Annotated in this window: 14 protein-coding genes and 2 pseudogenes; 3 read left to right on the top strand and 13 right to left on the bottom strand. The window is 65.3% G+C overall.

The window, feature by feature from the left end; translation table 11 throughout:
• Positions 1-67 precede the first annotated feature (67 nt).
• The gene (locus tag IVB01_RS23455) at positions 68-778 is read left to right on the top strand and encodes a GntR family transcriptional regulator (protein ID WP_247281383.1); all 711 of its coding nucleotides are present in this window, start codon (positions 68-70) and stop codon (positions 776-778) included.
• Between the two features lie 2 nt (positions 779-780).
• Positions 781-1,530 carry an aspartate/glutamate racemase family protein gene (locus tag IVB01_RS23460; protein WP_247494919.1) on the top strand — a complete coding sequence of 250 codons (750 nt, stop codon included), beginning with the start codon at positions 781-783 and terminating at the stop codon, positions 1,528-1,530.
• Between the two features lie 95 nt (positions 1,531-1,625).
• Here IVB01_RS23460 and IVB01_RS23465 read toward each other — a convergent pair.
• The 9 genes and pseudogenes from IVB01_RS23465 to hydA all read right to left on the bottom strand — a co-directional run.
• Positions 1,626-1,718: pseudogene (locus tag IVB01_RS23465) on the bottom strand (ABC transporter permease); the annotation flags it as partial.
• Between the two features lie 215 nt (positions 1,719-1,933).
• Entirely contained in the window at positions 1,934-3,595 is a 1,662-nt protein-coding gene (locus IVB01_RS23470) for an ABC transporter ATP-binding protein (RefSeq protein WP_247281381.1), read from the bottom strand.
• Entirely contained in the window at positions 3,592-4,452 is an 861-nt protein-coding gene (locus IVB01_RS23475; protein WP_247281380.1) for an ABC transporter permease, read from the bottom strand. Before IVB01_RS23475 ends, IVB01_RS23470 begins: the two co-directional genes overlap by 4 nt.
• Positions 4,449-5,480 carry an ABC transporter permease gene (locus tag IVB01_RS23480; RefSeq protein WP_247281379.1) on the bottom strand — a complete coding sequence of 344 codons (1,032 nt, stop codon included), beginning with the start codon at positions 5,478-5,480 and terminating at the stop codon, positions 4,449-4,451. The genes IVB01_RS23475 and IVB01_RS23480 overlap by 4 nt, the downstream gene beginning before the upstream one ends.
• Before the next feature lie 28 nt (positions 5,481-5,508).
• Positions 5,509-7,128 (bottom strand): ABC transporter substrate-binding protein, encoded by a 1,620-nt coding sequence (locus IVB01_RS23485; RefSeq protein WP_247281378.1) that lies wholly within the window; start codon positions 7,126-7,128, stop codon positions 5,509-5,511.
• 115 nt (positions 7,129-7,243) lie between these two features.
• Positions 7,244-8,680: an NAD(P)/FAD-dependent oxidoreductase gene (locus tag IVB01_RS23490; RefSeq protein WP_247494920.1), complete on the bottom strand. Its 1,437-nt coding sequence runs from the start codon at positions 8,678-8,680 to the stop codon at positions 7,244-7,246.
• The gene (locus IVB01_RS23495) at positions 8,677-9,438 is read right to left on the bottom strand and encodes an SDR family oxidoreductase (protein ID WP_346015532.1); all 762 of its coding nucleotides are present in this window, start codon (positions 9,436-9,438) and stop codon (positions 8,677-8,679) included. The genes IVB01_RS23490 and IVB01_RS23495 overlap by 4 nt, the downstream gene beginning before the upstream one ends.
• Position 9,439: 1 nt before the next feature.
• Positions 9,440-10,432 (bottom strand): NAD(P)-dependent oxidoreductase, encoded by a 993-nt coding sequence (locus IVB01_RS23500; RefSeq protein WP_247281375.1) that lies wholly within the window; start codon positions 10,430-10,432, stop codon positions 9,440-9,442.
• Positions 10,433-10,444: 12 nt separating this feature from the next.
• The gene (gene hydA, locus IVB01_RS23505) at positions 10,445-11,914 is read right to left on the bottom strand and encodes a dihydropyrimidinase (protein ID WP_247415289.1); all 1,470 of its coding nucleotides are present in this window, start codon (positions 11,912-11,914) and stop codon (positions 10,445-10,447) included.
• Positions 11,915-12,082: 168 nt separating this feature from the next.
• Here hydA and IVB01_RS23510 point away from each other — a divergent pair, with 168 nt between their 5' ends.
• A complete protein-coding gene (locus tag IVB01_RS23510; RefSeq protein WP_247281373.1) occupies positions 12,083-12,745 on the top strand; it encodes an aspartate/glutamate racemase family protein in 663 nt (220 codons plus the stop codon).
• Positions 12,746-12,761: 16 nt separating this feature from the next.
• On the opposite strand, the gene IVB01_RS23515 is transcribed toward IVB01_RS23510, so the two are convergent.
• The 4 genes and pseudogenes from IVB01_RS23515 to IVB01_RS23530 form a co-directional block, all read right to left on the bottom strand.
• Entirely contained in the window at positions 12,762-13,406 is a 645-nt protein-coding gene (locus IVB01_RS23515) for a flavin reductase family protein (protein WP_247281372.1), read from the bottom strand.
• Positions 13,407-13,425: 19 nt separating this feature from the next.
• A complete protein-coding gene (locus tag IVB01_RS23520; protein WP_247281371.1) occupies positions 13,426-14,352 on the bottom strand; it encodes an N-carbamoyl-D-amino-acid hydrolase in 927 nt (308 codons plus the stop codon).
• Between the two features lie 22 nt (positions 14,353-14,374).
• Complete coding sequence (locus IVB01_RS23525; protein ID WP_247281370.1) at positions 14,375-15,748, bottom strand: amidohydrolase family protein; 1,374 nt, start codon at positions 15,746-15,748, stop codon at positions 14,375-14,377.
• Positions 15,745-17,312: pseudogene (locus IVB01_RS23530) on the bottom strand (ABC transporter substrate-binding protein). The gene IVB01_RS23525 and the pseudogene IVB01_RS23530 overlap by 4 nt, the downstream one beginning before the upstream one ends.
• Positions 17,313-17,320 lie beyond the last annotated feature (8 nt).

The raw sequence follows: 17,320 nt of genomic DNA on the forward strand, positions 1-17,320 counted from the left end.
GCGTCGATATTTTGAGCAGGCCAAAGGGCCGGAAACGGCTAAGATCAACGTGAGAAGTGAGGCACGCGTGCAGCCAAAATCGGAAGCGCCAAAGGGACGAAAGTCGCCCAAACTCAAGCGGACGGGCCTGCACGAGCGTGCCGCGGCGCGGATGCGGGCGATGATCATTCGCGGCGAGCTGCCACCGGGTTCGCAAACCCAGGAGACGAAGCTGTCGAAGGAGCTCGGCGTGTCGCGCACCCCCTTGCGCGAGGCGATGAAGGTGCTGGCGGCTGAAGGCTTGATCGAGCTTCGTCCCAATCGCAGCCCGCGCATTGCCGATATCGCGGTGGACGGCATCTCGGAATTGTTCGAGGCCCTCGCCGGCATCGAGCGGCTCGCCGCCGAGCTCGCCGCGGAGCGCGCCACCGAGCGCGACCTCGCCCGCCTGCGCACGCTTCAGACCCGCATGGAGGGTCATCACCGCAACGGCAAGCTCGACGATTATTTCACCATCAACGGCGAGATTCACAACACCATCGTCCGCATGGCCCGCAACACACCGCTGCGCGAAGCCCACGAGACGCTGATCTCCCGCGCCGAGCGCGCGCGCTATCTCGCGCTCGGCGCGAACAGGCGCTGGAGCAATTCGGTCGACGAGCACGCGGACATCCTGGCCGCGCTGGAGGCACGCGACAGCGAAGCGGCCGGCCGCCTGCTCGGCGCCCACGTCGCGCGCACCGGCACGGCGCTGCTCGAAGTCCTCGCCGCCTCTCAGGCCAAACGGACGGCGGCATAATCATGAAGCTGCTGCTGCTCAACCCGAACACCAGCACCGAGGTCACTCAGTTGATGTTGGGAGTCGGGCAGCGCGCCGCTTCCTCCGGCACCGAGCTGATCCCCTGCACCGCGACCCGCGGGGTGCCCTATATCGCCACGCGTACCGAAGCGCAGATCGGCGGCGCCATTGCGCTGGAGATGCTGGCAGAGCAGCACATGAAGGCGGATGCCGCAATCATCGCGGCATTCGGCGATCCCGGCCTGTTCGCGGCGCGCGAGACCTTCGACATCCCCGTGATCGGCATGGCGGAAGCCGCCATGCTGACCGCCTGTATGGCCGGACGCCGCTTTGCCATCGTCACCTTCGCCCAGGCCCTGGGCCCTTGGTACGAGGAATGCGTCCGCGCCCACGGGCTGTGGCAGCGGTGCGCCGGCATCCGCATGCTCGATGCGCCGTTTCAGGCGATCTGCGAGGTCGGCACCGAGAAGGAAGACGTGCTGGTCGAGCTCGCCCAGCGCGCCATCATCGAGGACGAGGCCGATGTGCTGATCTTCGCCGGCGCCCCGCTCTCGGGCCTTGCCGAGCGCGTCGCCGAGCGGATTCCGGTCCCGGTGGTCGATCAGGTCATCGCCTCCGTGAAACAAGCCGAGGCGCTGCATGCGCTGCGCCTGCGCAAGGCAACGGCGGGAACGTATCGCCGCCCCGCCGCCAAGCCGACCATCGGCCTTGCCGACGCGCTCGCCGCCCGGCTCGAGCATCGCGACCGCTAGGGGAGCTTCGGCCGGCGATACGAAAACCCCAATTCGTTCTCGAGGATACGGCCGAAGGCAAACAAGCGGGATTCGCAGCCCGGCGGCGCGATGTTCAATCCTTCCTTGCCGAGCAGCGGAATCCAGGAAATCATCCTGATGATGTTCGAGGTCCAGAACGGCACGGTGCAGAGCAGGAACAGGCCTAATGGCTCAGCTCTCTGCACTTCATGGCGGCACGCGGCTCAGGAAGGCGGCAGGACTTATGAACCGATCGCAATGAAGAGAAGATTCTCCGGACTTTCGTTTTTGCGAATTATTCTAGTCTGAGCCCGCCTTTCGAAAAAGTTCCTCGCTCCTACACCATCAAGCATCCGCTGCCTGGCTCTTGTCGGGCGATATAGCCATGAATTGGAAGTGGAAATCAGGCGGGCAGAAGCGAAGCAGGCGACCCAATGTGTGGGATAGCTTCGACCAGCTCGCGCGTGTAATCCGTCTGCGGATTGGCAAACAGAGCGAGGCTCTCGCCCTGCTCGACGATGCCACCGGCGCGCAGCACGATGGTCCGGCTGCACATCATGCGTACCACGTTGAGGTCGTGACTGACGAACAGGAAGGCGAGATTGTCCTCGCGCCGAAGCCGGTCGAGCAGCTGCAGCACTACGGCCTGCACCGAGACATCGAGCGCCGCAGTGGGCTCGTCGAGCACCAGCAAACGCGGCCGACACGCAATGGCGCGGGCGATGCCGATGCGCGCCTTCTGGCCACCCGACAATTGATGCGGGAAGCGGGACAACAACTCACGCGGCAGGCCGACGCGGTCGGCGCACTCCTCGACCCGGGACCGCAGCGCGTCGCCGGGGCGCAGGCCGGTGAGCCTCAGCAGCGGATGAGCAATGCAGTCGAACGCGGTAAAGCGCGGATTGAGGCTCTCGTGCGGATCCTGAAAGACGATCTGGATTTCCTTGCGTAGCGGCGAGCGATGAAAATCACGCGCCGGCAGCTTTGCGATCGAATAGCCGTCGAACAGGATATCGCCTGCGCTCGGATCGATCAGCCGGCAGATCATGCGGGCGGTGGTGCTCTTGCCGGAGCCGGACTCCCCGACCAGGCCGACGCTCTCGCCCGCCGCCACGGTCATCGAGAAATCCGCTACCGCAGCGGCGCCATCGTCAAAACGCTTGACGACGTGCTGGACGTCGAGCAGCGGCGGCGTGCCCGGCGCGGGCGTCGGCCGGTCCTTCACCTCGACAACCGGCAGAGCTTCGTCGGCCGGCACGAGGTCGCCGACACGCGATGTCGCGGTCGGCGACGATGCCACCAGTCGCTTGGTATAGGCGTGCTGCGGCGCCCGAAACAATGTCTGCGGCGCGCCTTCTTCCACGAGCCGCCCCTGCTCCATCACCACCACGCGCCGACAATAATGTGCCGCAAGACCAAGGTCGTGGGTGATGAGGATTGTCGTCATGCCCCGTTCGGCGACGATGCGCGCCAGGAGGTCCATCACCACCTTTTGTGTCGTCACATCGAGGCCGGTGGTCGGCTCGTCGGCAATCAGAAGTGATGGGTTGCAGGAGATCGCGATCGCGATCATCACGCGCTGGCACATACCGCCGGAGAGCTCGTGCGGATAGGCATCCAGCCGCCGGTCGGGATCGCGGATCTGCACCGCGCGCAGCAACTTCAGCGCCTCGGCCCGCGCCTCCTGCTTCGAGAGCCGCCGATGCGAAAGGACGGCGTCGGCGATCTGGGCACCGACGGTGCGGATCGGATTGAGCGCGGCGCGCGGATTCTGGAAGATCATCGCCATGTTGGCGCCGTGCAGGTTGCGCAGCTCCGCCCCCGATGCGCGCGTAATGTCCTGGCCCCTGAACTTGACACGACCGGCGGTGATGCGACCCGCTTTGTCGAGCAGGCCCGTGACCGCGAAGCCGGTGACTGATTTGCCGGACCCGCTCTCGCCGACGAGGCCCAGCATTTCACCCGGCTGGAGCGACAGCGAGACTCCCCGCAGCGCCTCGACGAGCCCGCGCCGCGTCGAGAACGTCACGCCGAGATTGTCGATTTCGAGCAGTGGCGACATCATGTGCGCATGCGCGGATCGAGGATATCGCGCAACCCGTCGCCGAGCAGGTTGAAGCAGAGCACGGCCAGCATCAGGGCCAGCCCCGGAAACGACACCAACCACCACCTGCCCGTCGAGATGAAGCGCGCGCCCTCGGCGACCATGATGCCCCATTCCGGCGTCGGCGGCTTGACGCCCAGGCCGATGAAGGAGAGGCCCGCGGCATTCAGGATCGCCCAGCCGAGATTGAGCGACATCTGCACCGCCATCGCCGGCAGCACGTTGGGTAGCAGGAAGCGCAGCACGACGGAGACATGCCCATCGCCGCAGGCGCGCGCCGCCTCCACCCAACCGAGATTGCGGCGGATGTTGACCTCCGCGCGCGCGAAGCGGATGTAGAACGGCAGATTGATGATCGCGGTCGCGATGACGATATTCTCGACCCGGTTGCCGAGCGCTGCGACCATGGCCATGGCGAGCACGAAGAGCGGAAAGGCCATCAGCACGTCGACGAACCGGCCGACCGCGCGATCGAGCTTGCCGCCGACATAGCCGCAGAGCGAGCCGATCACCGTGCCGATCACGAAGGACACGCTGACGGCCGTCACGGCGATGGCGAGATCGAGCCGCGTGGCGACGATCAATCGGCTGAAGACATCGCGGCCGAGCTGGTCGGTGCCGGCCCAGTGGAGTGCGCTCGGCGGCTGCAGCGCACGCGGCACGTCCGAAGCGACGGGATCATAAGGCACCAGCATGGGGCCGAAGATTGCGACCAGCGCCAGCAATATCGCCGCCGCGGCGGCAATCGCGGTAACGAGGTTACCGCGCAGCACCCACACGGTGTGACGCAGCCCCGACCATGTTGCTGTCAGGCTCATACGACCGTCGCCCTGGGATCGGCGATGCCGTAGAGCACATCGACCAGGAGATTGACCGCGACGAAGATGCTGGCCATCAGCAGCACGAAGCCCTGCACCGGCGCATAGTCGGAGACCAGCAGCGCATCGAGCGCGTAGGACGCAACGCCCGGCCAGGAGAACACTTTCTCGACCAGCACGTTGGCACCGAGCATGGTCGAGAACACGATGCCGGCGATGGTGATCACGGGCAGGATTGCATTCCGCAGCGCATAGGTCACCACGATCTGCCAGCGCGACAGGCCGATCGAGCGCGCGGTACGCACGAAATCGCTTCCGAGCGACACCAGCATCGAGGCACGGGTGATGCGGGCGAGCGGCGCGATCACGAACAGCGCCATCGTGAAGGCAGGCAGCATCAACTGACGCGCCGCGGCCCACCACCCCTCGACGTCACCCGCGAGCAGGAAATCCACCATCAGGAAGCCGGTGCGCGCCGGCGGCACCGAGGCGAAGACGTCGATCCGTCCGGTCGGATCGGGGGCAAGACCCAGCAGATAGTAGAACACGTAGATCAGCAGCAGTCCGGAGACGAAGGTCGGCACGCAGACGCCGAGCGAGCAGAACAGCCGTACGCCGTGATCGATCAGCGAGTTCGGCCGCAGCGCGGCCAGCACGCCGAGCGGCACCGCCGCGATCAGCGCGATCACGAGCGCGGTTAGCGTCAGCTCGAGCGAGGCCGGCAGCCGCTGCCGCAGGTCCTTGGCAACCGGCTGCCCCGTCATCATGGAACGGCCAAGATTGCCGCGGCCGACATCGTAGAGATAGATGCCGAGTTGCTCCGGCAGCGACCTGTCGAGCCCGAGCTGCCTGCGGACGACTTCGATCTCCTCGTTGCCGGCACTGGGACCGGAGGCAAAGAACACGGCGGGATCGCCTGGCAGCACCCGCATCAAGAGGAAAGTGAAGACCAGCACGCCGAACAGCGCCGGCAGCGACGAGAGAAACCGCCGCCCGGTCCGGATCAAAGTCGCACCGATGGTGCCCATGCTCTTCGCCGCGCTCCCGGCTCCGCTGCTATTTGCGGCTCAGGTTACGATAATCCACCTGGCGGGTGAATTGATAGACATAGCCGTCGAGATTGGCGGCCATGACCGCGTCCTGCGCCGGTTGCCAGAGCGGGACCTGGAACATCTGCTCGAAATGGATGGCGTTGAGCTCCTTGCCCTCCGCCTCGTACTTCGCCTTGTCCGGCTCGAAGCGCGCTGCCTGCGCGATCTCCTCCAACTCGGCATTGTCAGTGGACGAATAGTTCCAGCGCTGATTGCCGGTGTAGAAGTTGCGGTAGAAATAATCGGTCGACGGCAGCCAGGCGACGATGCCCTCGGTGAAGAAGGGCAGCTTCTTCTCGTTGATCGAGGTCGACATCTGCGCATCCGGCAGCTTCTGGATGTCGACCTTGATGCCGATCTTCTCCAGCGATTCCTTGACCAGGGCGGCCATCGGTTCGGCAGTCGCGGCCTGACCGACGTTGAAGCTGAAGGTCGTGGCGAAACCTTCGGGCACGCCAGCCTCCTTCAGATAGGCCCGCGCCTTCTCCAGATCGAGCTTGACCGGTTGCGGGATCGGATAGCCGCCGCTCGGCGGCCTCCCGTCGGCCCAGCTGGCACCGAACAGCGGCGCGCCGCGGCCGAACAGCGCCGCCTTGAACATGTCATCATAGGGTAGCGCCGCGGCGACAGCCCGGCGGACGTTGACGTTGTCGAACGGCGGGATCTTGTTGTTCATCGAGATGAAGGTCACCGCATTGTATTGCGGCGTCGAAATCACCTTCAGCTTGCCTTTGGCCTCCAGCGCCTGGACGTCGCTGGCCTGCAGATCGATCACGAGGTCCGCGTCGCCGCGCTCGACCAGATTGGCGCGCGTCGCCGGCTCCGGTACCGACTGGATGATCAGCCGCTTGAAGAACGCCGGCTTGTCCGGCGAGCCGCGATTCCAGGCCTCGTTGCGCTTGGCGATCGCCTGCTCGCCCGGCTTGAAGGTTTCGACGATATAGGCGCCGCTGCCCGCCTCGTTCTCCTTCAGCCAGCTCAGCGCCCAAGGATCCTCAGGCGTCGCATGCGATTTGGCAAGCTTGGAATTGATGATGATGGGATAGACGGTCGCAAGGTTCGGCAGCGCCAGCTTGTCGGGCCGCGGCAATGTCACTTCAAGGGTCAGTGGATCGATCACCTTGAACTGGTCGGCGCTGGTCAACGATCCTGTCAGCAATTGCGCCTTGCCGAGTACCGGCGCGGTGACGCAGCGGTCGAGCGACCACTTCACGTCTTCTGCAGTAACCGGCGAGCCATCGTGGAACTTGGCGTCGGGACGAAGCTTGAAGGTGAGCTTCAGGCCATCGGGGCTGACGCTGAAGGACTCCGCGAGCTCGCCATTGATGGTATCGAGATCGAACACCCATTTGCCGTTGAGCTGTTTGCGGCCGAACGACACCAGCCGGTCATAGCTGCTCATGCTGAGCGCGAAGGCTTCGCGGGTCGAGCCGGGAATGTTGGGATCGAGCGTGTTGACCGTTGCCGCCGTCACGTAGCGCAAGGTCTCAGCGCGGCTCTGCGCACGGGCCGCGGGCGCAATCAATGTCGCCGAAAGAAGAACGGCGGACGCCGAAATCAGATGCCTGGAAATCACGGGGTACATCGCCTCTGTCCTTTGTTAGGCCGCGCACGCCCGAAATGGCAGCAAATCATGTGCCAGAAACCGGCAGTTCGGCATGCTTCTTCGTCGCAGTGGAATGCATACACGCTCGCCGGCATCACGCGCTCCCCTCCGCCGCCGCGGGGGTGCGCCGGATCATAGCTTGAGGGACATCATAGGCCTGGAATGCCGCCCAGTGCTTGTCGATATCGGCGCGGAACAGGTCGCGCGTGAGGCCGTGGACCAGCTTCGGCACCGCCGTCGTCATCGCATTGATCGAAGAGCCGGACGGACCAAAGCTCATGGTCGAGGCGATGGCGAACAGGTGAATGCCGGAGATCCACGGTGTTCGTCCAACCGCGCGCTCGCAGAAGGCATAGTCGTCCGACAAATAAGAAAAGGCGCCAAGGCGCGGGCTCTGTTCCTGCGCCGGCGGCGTGTAGCAGTCGGCCCAGCGCGCGATGTTATCGGCGCATCGCTTCAGCTCGGGGCGACCGGCAAAGTCCATCATGACGCCGGTGGCGCAGATGATGAAATCGACCGCGATCTCGCCACGTGGCGTGCGCAGCAGCACGCTGTCAACAGTCTCCCGCGCTCCCTCGACAGGTGCGCCCTCGTGCAGATGGAACGTCGCGTGCCGGGCGCAGCGATCATAGGTGGCTTGCGGAAATCCCTCGCGCAGCTCGAGCACCGCGCGCATGAAGCGCCAGCGCCAGGAATCGTCGAGCTCGGAGAAATGCCTGAGGAAGCCGCGGAAGGTCAGCCATCGATAGGGCTGCACCAGCTGGATCGCAGCGCGCCGGCACAGCAAATGCACGGCGCCCGCACCTGCCTCCAGTGCCATCGCTGCGTTATCGAAGGCCGAGGCGCCCGCGCCAATCACCGCGACGCGCTTGTCGCGTAGCGCGGTAAAATCTGTCGGCGCCGCGCAAGTAACGCATCGCGACGCCGGCAGATGGCGCAATGGTTCGGGAATGCTCCAATCGCCCATACCTTCCTGTCCCGTCGCGAGCACGATCTTGCGGGCGTAAAGCACCTCCTCGCTATGAGCAGTCCTCACTGTTACCCTCAGTAGGCCGTTAGCATCGGGTGCGATATCGGTCACCTCGCAGCCATTGTGCACCGGTAAACCGAGCACCTTCCGATACCACGACAGATAGGCCGCCCAATATTCGCGCGGGATCAGACCAAGATCGCGCCAGCTCTCCATTCCGAATTTGGCCTCGTGCCAGGCCTGATAGGTCAGGCTCGGCAGGTCGAGATCAGGGCCGGTGTAGTCCTTCGGACTGCGCAGGGTCGGCATCCGCGCATAGGTCAGCCATGGGCCTTCGCAACCCTCATCCGCCTTGTCGAGCACGAGGATGTTGGTGACCTGCGAGCGCTGCAGGCCGAAAGCCGTCGCAAGTCCGGATTGACCAGCCCCAACAATGAGCACGTCCAGAGCGCGGCTGCCATCGGGAGCCGTCATCGGCGTCAGCCAGGGCATGCCCGGATGCGCCGTCTTGGCAAGATCGGCGCGGACCTGAACTGCAAGTGCTGCAAGGCCATCACTCATGCCGCAAGCCACCCGCCATCGACTGGAAGCACCGTGCCGGTGACGAAGGAGGAATCGTCACTGGCGAGATAGAGCGCCGCCGCCGCCACCTCCTCGGCGCGGCCGAATCGCTTCATGGCATGACGCTGCCGCGAGGCCTCGCGCACCGACTCGGGATCGACATGGCGCGCAAAACTGCGGCGCAGCAGCGGCGTGTCGATCGCACCGGGCGCCAACGCGTTGACACGGATGCCATCGGTCGCGAAATCGATGGCCATGGTGCGGGTCAGGCTGACGATGGCGCCCTTGGCCGCAATATAGGCGCTGTTGCCCTTGCCGCCAGCGATTGCCAGCTGCGACGCCAGCGTGATGATGGCGCCCTTGCCTTGCCGCTGCATGATCGGCACCACCGCGCGCGCCCACAACCAGGTGCCGCCGACATTGGCACGGAATACCGCGTCCCAATCCGCCGGTGCGGTCGTGATCACGGTACCACCGCAGGAGAAGCCGGCAGACGTCATCAGCACGTCCAGCCTACCGCCGCCTGTTGCGACACTTTCGACGGTGGCCCTTGCAAAATCGGCGTCGCCGACATCGCCAACATGGACGCTGCCGCTGCCACCCTGTTCGCGAAGCATCGCCAGTGTTTCGGCTGCGCTGTCAGCATCGCGATCGACCAGCGCGACGAAGGCGCCTTCGCGGGCGAACAGAACGGCGCTGGCCCGGCCGATCCCGGAGCCGCCGCCTGTGATGATCGCCATCCTGCCCGCCAGCTTCATCTCAGGCGCCGCCTCGATCATGATCATGCAACCAGCGCCGCATATGCTCCGCTGACTCCTCACAGCCAAATTTGGCGCGCCATCCGAATTCGTCGGCCATGCGCTGTACCGACAGCGGCGCCCGGGTCGGGCCGTGCACCGTCACGGTTGGTGTCTCGCCGGAGACAGCCACGCGGCAAACGAAACCGCTGTCCGGGTCGGCAAGAGCTTTATCAGCAAAAGCCTTGCCCCAGGCCTCGGCGGTGAACGTCACACCGCTCGAGATATTGTAAAGCATGTGGCGGGGCCGGGCGGCATCGAGCAGCACGGCGACAGCGGCGGCGACGTCGGCGGCATAGACCCAGTCCCGTGCACCGGGTTCGCTGAGCAACGCCGGCGCGCCCCGCCGCACGCAATCCACAATCAGCGCCTGCGGCGACGGCGTGTCGCGGACACCGCCTGCACGCTCGTACGGGCCAAAAACGCCCGAGAGCCGGACGCTGATCACATCGGCCTGCCAGAGGTCGGAGAGCCGCGCCACCACACGCTCAGAGCCGAATTTCGTGATCGCATACAGCGATTGCGGATCGCAGGGCGTCGTCTCTTCGAGCAGGGGATAATGCCGGCCGCTCGCGCCATAGCTTGCAGCGGACGACAGGTTGATCACACGCTGCACCTTTGCCTTGCGCGCAGCGGTCAGGATCGACACCTGCGCCAGCAGATTGACCGCCAGGATGCGCTCCGGCTCGGCGGCATCGCGCGCCGCGCCTGCCGTGATCGCGGCGCCAAGCACCACGGCATTGCATCCCGGTCCGACTGCGGCCTCAACCGCGCTGCGTTCGGTCACGTCCCCTCGCAGCACCCGCAAGCGTTCACCGTAGGGCGCAAAGGCGCAGCGCGCCTCCACCGGCAACTCGGCCTGATCGAACAGTGTGACCGCATGGCCGCGGGCAAGCAGCAGCTCCGCGATATTGAGCCCGACAAAGCCTGCGCCACCGAAGATCACGACGCTCATCTCGCGGTCCGCTCACAATAGCTTGGCGCCAAAATTCTGCTCCGGGTTCATGTCCGAGACCAATCGACCAGTCGGTTTCGCGGCCTCGCCGCCGCTGCGGGCCAGGAAGCGGCCGGAGCCCGGCGAGGCGTTCAGCCTTCCGCTTTCGACAATGACGCGGCCGCGGGAGAGCACCGTCACCGGCCAGCCCTGCAGCGAACGGCCGGCGAACGGGGTGTAGCCGGCCAGATCGTGCATCATCGTGTCGGTGACGGTCACGCGGCGATCGGGATCCCAGATCGCGATATCGGCGTCAGCGCCGACGGCGATCGAGCCCTTGCGCGGATGCAGATTGTAGATCTTGGCCGGCGCGGTCGCAGTCAGCTCGACGAATTTCTCGAGGCCAAGCCGTCCCTTGGAGACCATCGCATCGAACAGCAGCGGCAGCCGCATCTCGAGGCCCGGCAGGCCGTTGGCCACCTGCTTGAAGTTCGGGTTCGGCCCGGCGCGAAGCTTGCCGGTCTCGTCGAACCGATACGGCGCATGATCGGAGGAGATGGTCTGCAGATCGCCGAGCGATAACGCCTTCCACAGCGCCTCCTGGTCGTCCTTGCGGCGCGGTGGCGGGCTGCACATCCATTTGGCGCCTTCCGCGCCCGGCTTGTCGAGATCGTCGGCGGTGAGGAACAGATATTGCGGGCAGGTCTCGGCAAACACTTTCAACCCCTGTCCGCGGGCATCGCGGATCGTCTGCGCGCCCTCGGCGGTCGAGACGTGGAAGATCATGATCGGCTGGTCGACCAGGGCCGCCATGCCGATCAGGCGGTTGAACGCCTCTGCTTCCGAAAAGCGCGCATGGCTGATCGCGTGATATTTCGGATGAGTGTAGCCGCGCGCGAGCAGCCGCTTCACCATCCAGGAGATGATGCCGTGATTTTCCGCGTGCGCACACAGCATCGCGCCGCCCTCGCGCGCTGCAACGAGAATGTCGAGCAGCGGCTCGTCGTCGATCTTCAGCCGGTCATAGGTCATGAAAATCTTGATCGAGCCGTGACCCTGACGAATCAGCGTCGGCAGATCGCGCTCCAGCGTCTCTTTCGTCGGGTCGGCGATAATCATATGGAAGGCGTAGTCGATTACCGCGCCCTTGCGCGCCAGCGCATGATAATCCTCCAGCACCTGCGGCAGCTGCATGCCGACATGCTGCGCGGCAAAGGAAATGACCGAGGTGGTGCCGCCGAAGGCCGCCGACGTCGTGGCACTCTCGAAGGTGTCGGCATTCATGATGCCGGCGGCAGACAATTGCTCGATGTGACAATGGCTGTCGACACCGCCCGGCAGCACCAGCCTGCCGCGCGCGTCGATCTCGCGCTTGGCCGGGCCGAGCCCGCGCCCGATCGCAGCAATGGCTTCACCTGTGATTGCCACGTCGGCCTCGAACACGTCGGTGGTCGTGGCGACGCGCCCGCCGCGGATGATCAGGTCATAGGCGGGTTCGGTCATAACGGTGTCTCCTTGCGTAACTCTCGAAGTCCATTGGCGTTGCGCAGCTTTGCGGCGCGCCCTTGCGCCCTGCGCATGACCGCTTCATGCTGTCCATGGCATAGTGATTGCCTTTGTTTCGCATCGTCAAGCTTCGCACCGTCAACACTGCCCAAGCAGGAACCTCCCATGCCCCGACCGCGCATCATGGTCATCAACCCGAATTCCAACCGCGTGGTCACGGCCGGCCTTGCCGAAGCGCTGAAGCCGCTGGCCTTTGCCGACGGTCCGGAGATCGTGTGCGAGACCTTGGTCGAAGGACCCTACGGCATCGAGAGCCAGGCCGACGCCGAAAGCGTGGTGATGCCGCTGCGGCGGACCCTCGCCGGCGACAAGGAGTCGGCGGCCTTCGTGATCGCCTGCTACAGCGACCCCGGCCTGCATGTCTGCCGCGAGGCCACCACGCGGCCGGTGCTGGGCATTGCCGAATGCGGCGTGCTGACCGCGCTGACCCGCGCCGAGACCTTTGGCGTGATCGCGATCGCGCAGCGCTCGATCCGCCGGCATATGCGTTATCTGCGTCAGATGGGCCTGTTGGAGCGGCTGGCCGGCGAGCGCCCGCTCGACATGAGCGTGGCGGAAACCGCATCGGGCGAAGGCACGCTCGCCAAGATGATCGCGGTCGGCCGCGCCCTGAAAGAGGAGGACGGCGCCGGCGCCATCGTGATGGGCTGTGCCGGCATGGCGCGCCACCGGAAGCCGCTTGAGGAGGCGCTCGGCATTCCCGTGATCGATCCGACCCAGGCCGCCGTCACCATGGCGCTCGGCGCCGTGCAATTCGGCGCGCACTGAGGCACTGATTGACGGGCTAGCGTGCCTCACGCGCCCGCCTCGCCTGCCAATCGTCATAGCTCTCGCGGTCCATCGCGAACATGTCGCGCTGGGTCGAATAGAGATTGCCGAACAGGCGGCCGATCGGCTGATAGGTTGCCATGTCGACATACATCCGCGCCGGATCGAGCAGCCCTTCGCGCGCATGCAGATGCAAGACCTCGCCAACCAGCAGCTCGCGCCCCGGGCCAAACGCGAGCGAGACCTGCCGCCGGCATTCCAGCGCGAAGGGCGCCGCAGCCAGCCGCGGGACCTTGACCTCGGCACTCGCCTCCGTCGCCAGGCCCACGGCGGCGACCTCGCTCTCGCCGGAGGGAAAATCCACCGCGCAGTCGTTCATCGCTTTCGCCAGCGTCTCGTCCACCATATGCACGACGAATTCGCCGGTACGGTGGATGTTGCGGGTGGTGTCCTTGAACCGGCCATCGGGATGATGCTGCAGGCCGAGCACGATCAGCGGCGGGTTCTCGGAGAACACGTTGAAGAAGCTGAACGGCGCCGCATTCAGCGCGCCGTTGTCGTCTACCGTGGTGACAAAAGCGATCGGACGCGGCACCACCACACCGCACAAGAGCTTGTAGCGGTCGCGGGGCGCAAGGTCGCGAAACGACAGGCCGATCATCGGGCGCGTCCTCCGCAGTTCATGGCGGCGGCACCGCGCCGGTGCGGCCAGTGATCAGGCCGTAATGCTCGGTGCGGCGGTGCGCGGCGAAATTGAAGATCGTTTGCTTGCCGAATGCGGTGGCATCGAGATCGCAGGGATGAATCAGAAGCTCGTCGTCCTCCGTCCCGGCCTCGGCGACAATCTCGCCGTCGGGATTAACGATGATGCTGCCGCCGATCAGGGGATGGCCGTCCTCATTGCCGGCCTTGGCGACCGCGATCACCCAGCAGGAGTTCTGATAGGCGCCGGCCTGCACCGACAGGCGGTTATGGAACAACCGCTTCTCTGGCCCTTCGTCGCCCTTCTGCGCGTTGACCGACGGCGTGTTGTACCCGATCAGCACCATCTCGACGCCCTGCAAGCCCATCACGCGATAGGTTTCCGGCCAACGGCGGTCGTTACAGACCGCCATGCCCATGATGCCGCCGAGATTGCGCCAGACCGGGAAGCCGAGATCGCCCGGCTCGAAATAGCGCTTCTCAAGATGCTGATGCGTGCGCTCCGGATCGAACTCGGCATGCCCGGGCAAATGGATCTTGCGGTATTTTCCGACGATGTTGCCGCTGCGGTCGGTCAGGATGGCAGTGTTGAAGTGATGTCCGTCAGGCGTCAGCTCGGCATAGCCAAAGCTCATCGCCATCTCGTGGCGAGCCGCGCGCTCGAACAGCGGCCGCACAGCGTCATTGGGCATCTCTTGCTCGAACCAACCATTGGCATCGGCGCGGTTTTCCAGGTACCAGCGCGGGAAGAACGTGGTCAGCGCGAGTTCGGGATAGACGATCAGATCAGCACCCTTTGACTTGGCCTCATCCATCAGCGCGATCATTCGCTTGACGACGACATCGCGCCCGTCAGCGCGCTGGATCGGACCCATCTGAGCTGCGGCGACGTTGATCATGCGCATGGTTGTTGTTCTCCTTGCAAACTCAGCCGGCGAACGCGGCCTGCGCTTCCGGCAAATCCCAGATCTTGCCAATTGCAACAGCCCCTGCCGCGGTGATTGCAGCCTCGTCGCCGTGAACATAGCGGCCGGCGTCAATCAGCACACGGCCATCGACGATGACCTGATCGATATTGGCGCGGTTACCGAGCGCGATCAGCGCACGACGCGGATCGAACAGCGGCTGCAGATGCGGATGGGTCATGTCGATCACGGTCAGGTCGGCCGTCGCGCCGGGCGCGATCGTGCCGAGATCAGGGCGCTTCACCAGCGCAGCTGCGGTCACCGTCACCGATTCGATCAGGTCGGGCGCGCTCGCGACCTCGGCGCGCTGCAGCGCGAGCTTCGAGATCATCGACGCCGCATTCAGCTCGCCGAGCAGGTCCATGTTGTAGCCGTCGGTGCCGACTACCGTCCGCACGCCATGCTCGGCAAACCGGCCGAATGCGGCGGTCACGCCGGATCGGGCGAACACCCGCGGGCAGTTCAGCACCGCCGCGCCGCGCGCCGCCATCAGCTTCAGATCCCTGTCGGAGCTTGCGATGCAGTGCGCTGCGAGCAGATCGGGCGCCAGCAGGCCGAGCCAGTCGAGATATTCGGCCGGCGTGCGGCCGTCGTAGCGCTTGCCGATGGTTTCGACCTCGGCCCGGCTTTGCGCCAGATGGGTCGTGATGGGCACACCGAGCTCGCGGGCGCGCTCCGCGCACACCTTGAGCAGATCCGGGCCGCAGGTATCGGTCGCATGCGGACTCATCGCGAGGCCAATCCGGCCCCCGCCACAACCGTTCCAACGCTGATAGAGCGCGTTCCAAGTGGCGAGATCGGCCGCACCATCGTCGCCGGCGTACCTGACAACACCGTCCGGGCCAGCCTTGGCGTCTGACGTCGAGAACAGATAGGGCGCGCCGTAGAAGCGGATGCCCATCTCCTCGGCGGCGTCGAACATCTCGGGAATCGTGTTGCGGAACGGCTCCATCACCGTGGTCGCGCCGCCCTTCAGCAGTTGCAGGATGCCGAGCCGGGCCACCGCAAGGCGCTCTTCAGGCGAGAGCAGGTCGGCTCCGCGCTTGGTCAGCGGCAGCAGCACCGTATAGACGATGCTCTGATTGTTGCGCCGGCCGTTGCCGTCCTCGGTGTGGCTGCGCGCTACCGCCTCGCTGAAGCAATGATTATGCAGGTTCATCAAGCCCGGCAGGATGAAACGTCCAGGACGGTCACGGACCTCGGCGGCGGATGGCCGGTCCTTGCTGATCGCGGCGATCGTCTTGCCTTCGATCAGCACCCAGTGATCGCGCAGCACATCCTGCGCGCCGTCGCGGCGAGAGAGAACGTAGCTGCCGAAGATCGCGATGCTGCTCATGATGGACGCACGTTCCAGAAGACCGCAGTGCCGTCGAGGATGCCGGTGATGCTCTTGCGGTAGGCGGTCGGTTGCTTGTACAGGCCGATCGGAAAATACGGGATCTCCTCGAACGCCAGCGCCTGGATATCGTGGCAGATCCGCTGCTGCTCCTCCAGCGAGGACGCGGCCAACCACTGGCTGCGCAGGCCGCCCATCTCCTCGCTGCTATACCATCCGGCGACCTTGCCTTCGCCGCGCAGATTGGTGTTGCCGGCCGGATTGAGCCAGTCTATCCCCTGCCAGTTGCCGACCGCAGCACTCCAGCCGCCCTTGTCGATCGGGTCCTTTTTCAACTGGCGCTGCAGCACGACGGCAAAGTCGAGCGCGTGGTGTTCGACGTTCATCCCGGCTCTCCGCAGCATGTCGGCGGCGACCTGGCCAAGCGGCTTTTGCGCGGCCGAATTGCTCGGCGACAGCAGCACAACCTTTTCGCCATTGTAGCCGGCGGCAGCCAGTTCGGCCTTCACCTTAGCCATGTCGCGCGGACCGCGGAAGACGTCGAGGCCGACGTCATTGGCCATCGGCGTTCCCGGGGCGAAATAGCCAATCGGCGAAAGCTGGTAGGCCGGATCGACGCCTGCGACGGCGGTCATGAAGTCGGCCTGGTCGATCGCGCCCAGCAGCGCACGGCGGATCGCCGGATTGTCGAACGGCGGCTGCAGATGATTGACGCGAAGCATGCAGGCATAGCCGCGGGGATCGAGCACACGCGTCTCGACCTCGTCGGACTGCTTCAGCACCGGCAGCAGATCGTGCGGCGTGGTTTCCTGCCAATCCTGCTCGCCGGTCTGCAGTGCTGCGACGGCAGTCCCCGGATCCGGCGTCGTCGTCCACACCACGCGATCGTAATGCACGATCTTGGGACCGGCGGTCCAGTCGGGCTTGCCGTCCTGGCGCGGTTGATAGCGCTCGAATCTTGCATAGGCATTGCGCACGCCCGGCACGCGCTCATCCGCGATGAAACGAAACGGTCCGCTGCCGATCACTTCGGTGATCGGCTTGAGCGGATCCTGGTTCGCAAACCGCTCGGGCATCATGAACGCGGCATGCACCGCGGCCTTGCCGAGTGCCTGTGGCAGCAGCGGAAACGGCCGACGCAAACGAAAACGGATGGTGCGGTCATCGGGCGCGGACAGTTCCTCTGTCGCCGCCATCACTTCGCCGCCGAACCCGTCGCGCGAGGCCCAGCGGCGAATGCTGGCGACGCAGTCACGCGCCAGCACCCGCTCGCCGTCATGCCAGAAAAGCCCGTCGCGCAGCGTCAGGTCCCACTGCTTGGCGTCACTGGAGACGACATGGCCCGACACCATCTGCGGCGAGACTTCCAGCGCCGCATTCATGCCATAGAGCGTGTCGTAGACCATGAAGCCGTGGTTGCGCGACACCTGCGCGGTGGGAAAGCCAGATCGATCACCGGGATGAAGCGCAGCGTGGTTTGCGATTGCGCGCGCACGATGCCCGGCAAGGAAAAGGCAGGCGCCATCGCGGCCGCGCGAAGCAGCGAGCGGCGGGAGAACTGCATCGAAGACG

Origin of the sequence: Bradyrhizobium sp. 164, assembly GCF_023073715.1 — a bacterium.
GTDB lineage: Bacteria > Pseudomonadota > Alphaproteobacteria > Rhizobiales > Xanthobacteraceae > Bradyrhizobium.

Bases quoted from the DNA above. Each gene is read 5' to 3' on its own strand.
- IVB01_RS23480 (WP_247281379.1), bottom strand. From the start codon at position 5,480: ATGGGCACCATCGGTGCGACTTTGATCCGGACCGGGCGGCGGTTTCTC.
- IVB01_RS23490 (WP_247494920.1), bottom strand. From the start codon at position 8,680: ATGAGTGATGGCCTTGCAGCACTTGCAGTTCAGGTCCGCGCCGATCTT.
- IVB01_RS23495 (WP_346015532.1), bottom strand. From the start codon at position 9,438: ATGAAGCTGGCGGGCAGGATGGCGATCATCACAGGCGGCGGCTCCGGG.
- IVB01_RS23525 (WP_247281370.1), bottom strand. From the start codon at position 15,748: ATGAGCAGCATCGCGATCTTCGGCAGCTACGTTCTCTCTCGCCGCGAC.
- IVB01_RS23460 (WP_247494919.1), top strand. From the start codon at position 781: ATGAAGCTGCTGCTGCTCAACCCGAACACCAGCACCGAGGTCACTCAG.
- IVB01_RS23520 (WP_247281371.1), bottom strand. From the start codon at position 14,352: ATGCGCATGATCAACGTCGCCGCAGCTCAGATGGGTCCGATCCAGCGC.
- IVB01_RS23510 (WP_247281373.1), top strand. From the start codon at position 12,083: ATGCCCCGACCGCGCATCATGGTCATCAACCCGAATTCCAACCGCGTG.
- hydA (WP_247415289.1), bottom strand. From the start codon at position 11,914: ATGACCGAACCCGCCTATGACCTGATCATCCGCGGCGGGCGCGTCGCC.
- IVB01_RS23485 (WP_247281378.1), bottom strand. From the start codon at position 7,128: ATGTACCCCGTGATTTCCAGGCATCTGATTTCGGCGTCCGCCGTTCTT.
- IVB01_RS23470 (WP_247281381.1), bottom strand. From the start codon at position 3,595: ATGATGTCGCCACTGCTCGAAATCGACAATCTCGGCGTGACGTTCTCG.
- IVB01_RS23515 (WP_247281372.1), bottom strand. From the start codon at position 13,406: ATGATCGGCCTGTCGTTTCGCGACCTTGCGCCCCGCGACCGCTACAAG.
- IVB01_RS23475 (WP_247281380.1), bottom strand. From the start codon at position 4,452: ATGAGCCTGACAGCAACATGGTCGGGGCTGCGTCACACCGTGTGGGTG.
- IVB01_RS23500 (WP_247281375.1), bottom strand. From the start codon at position 10,432: ATGAGCGTCGTGATCTTCGGTGGCGCAGGCTTTGTCGGGCTCAATATC.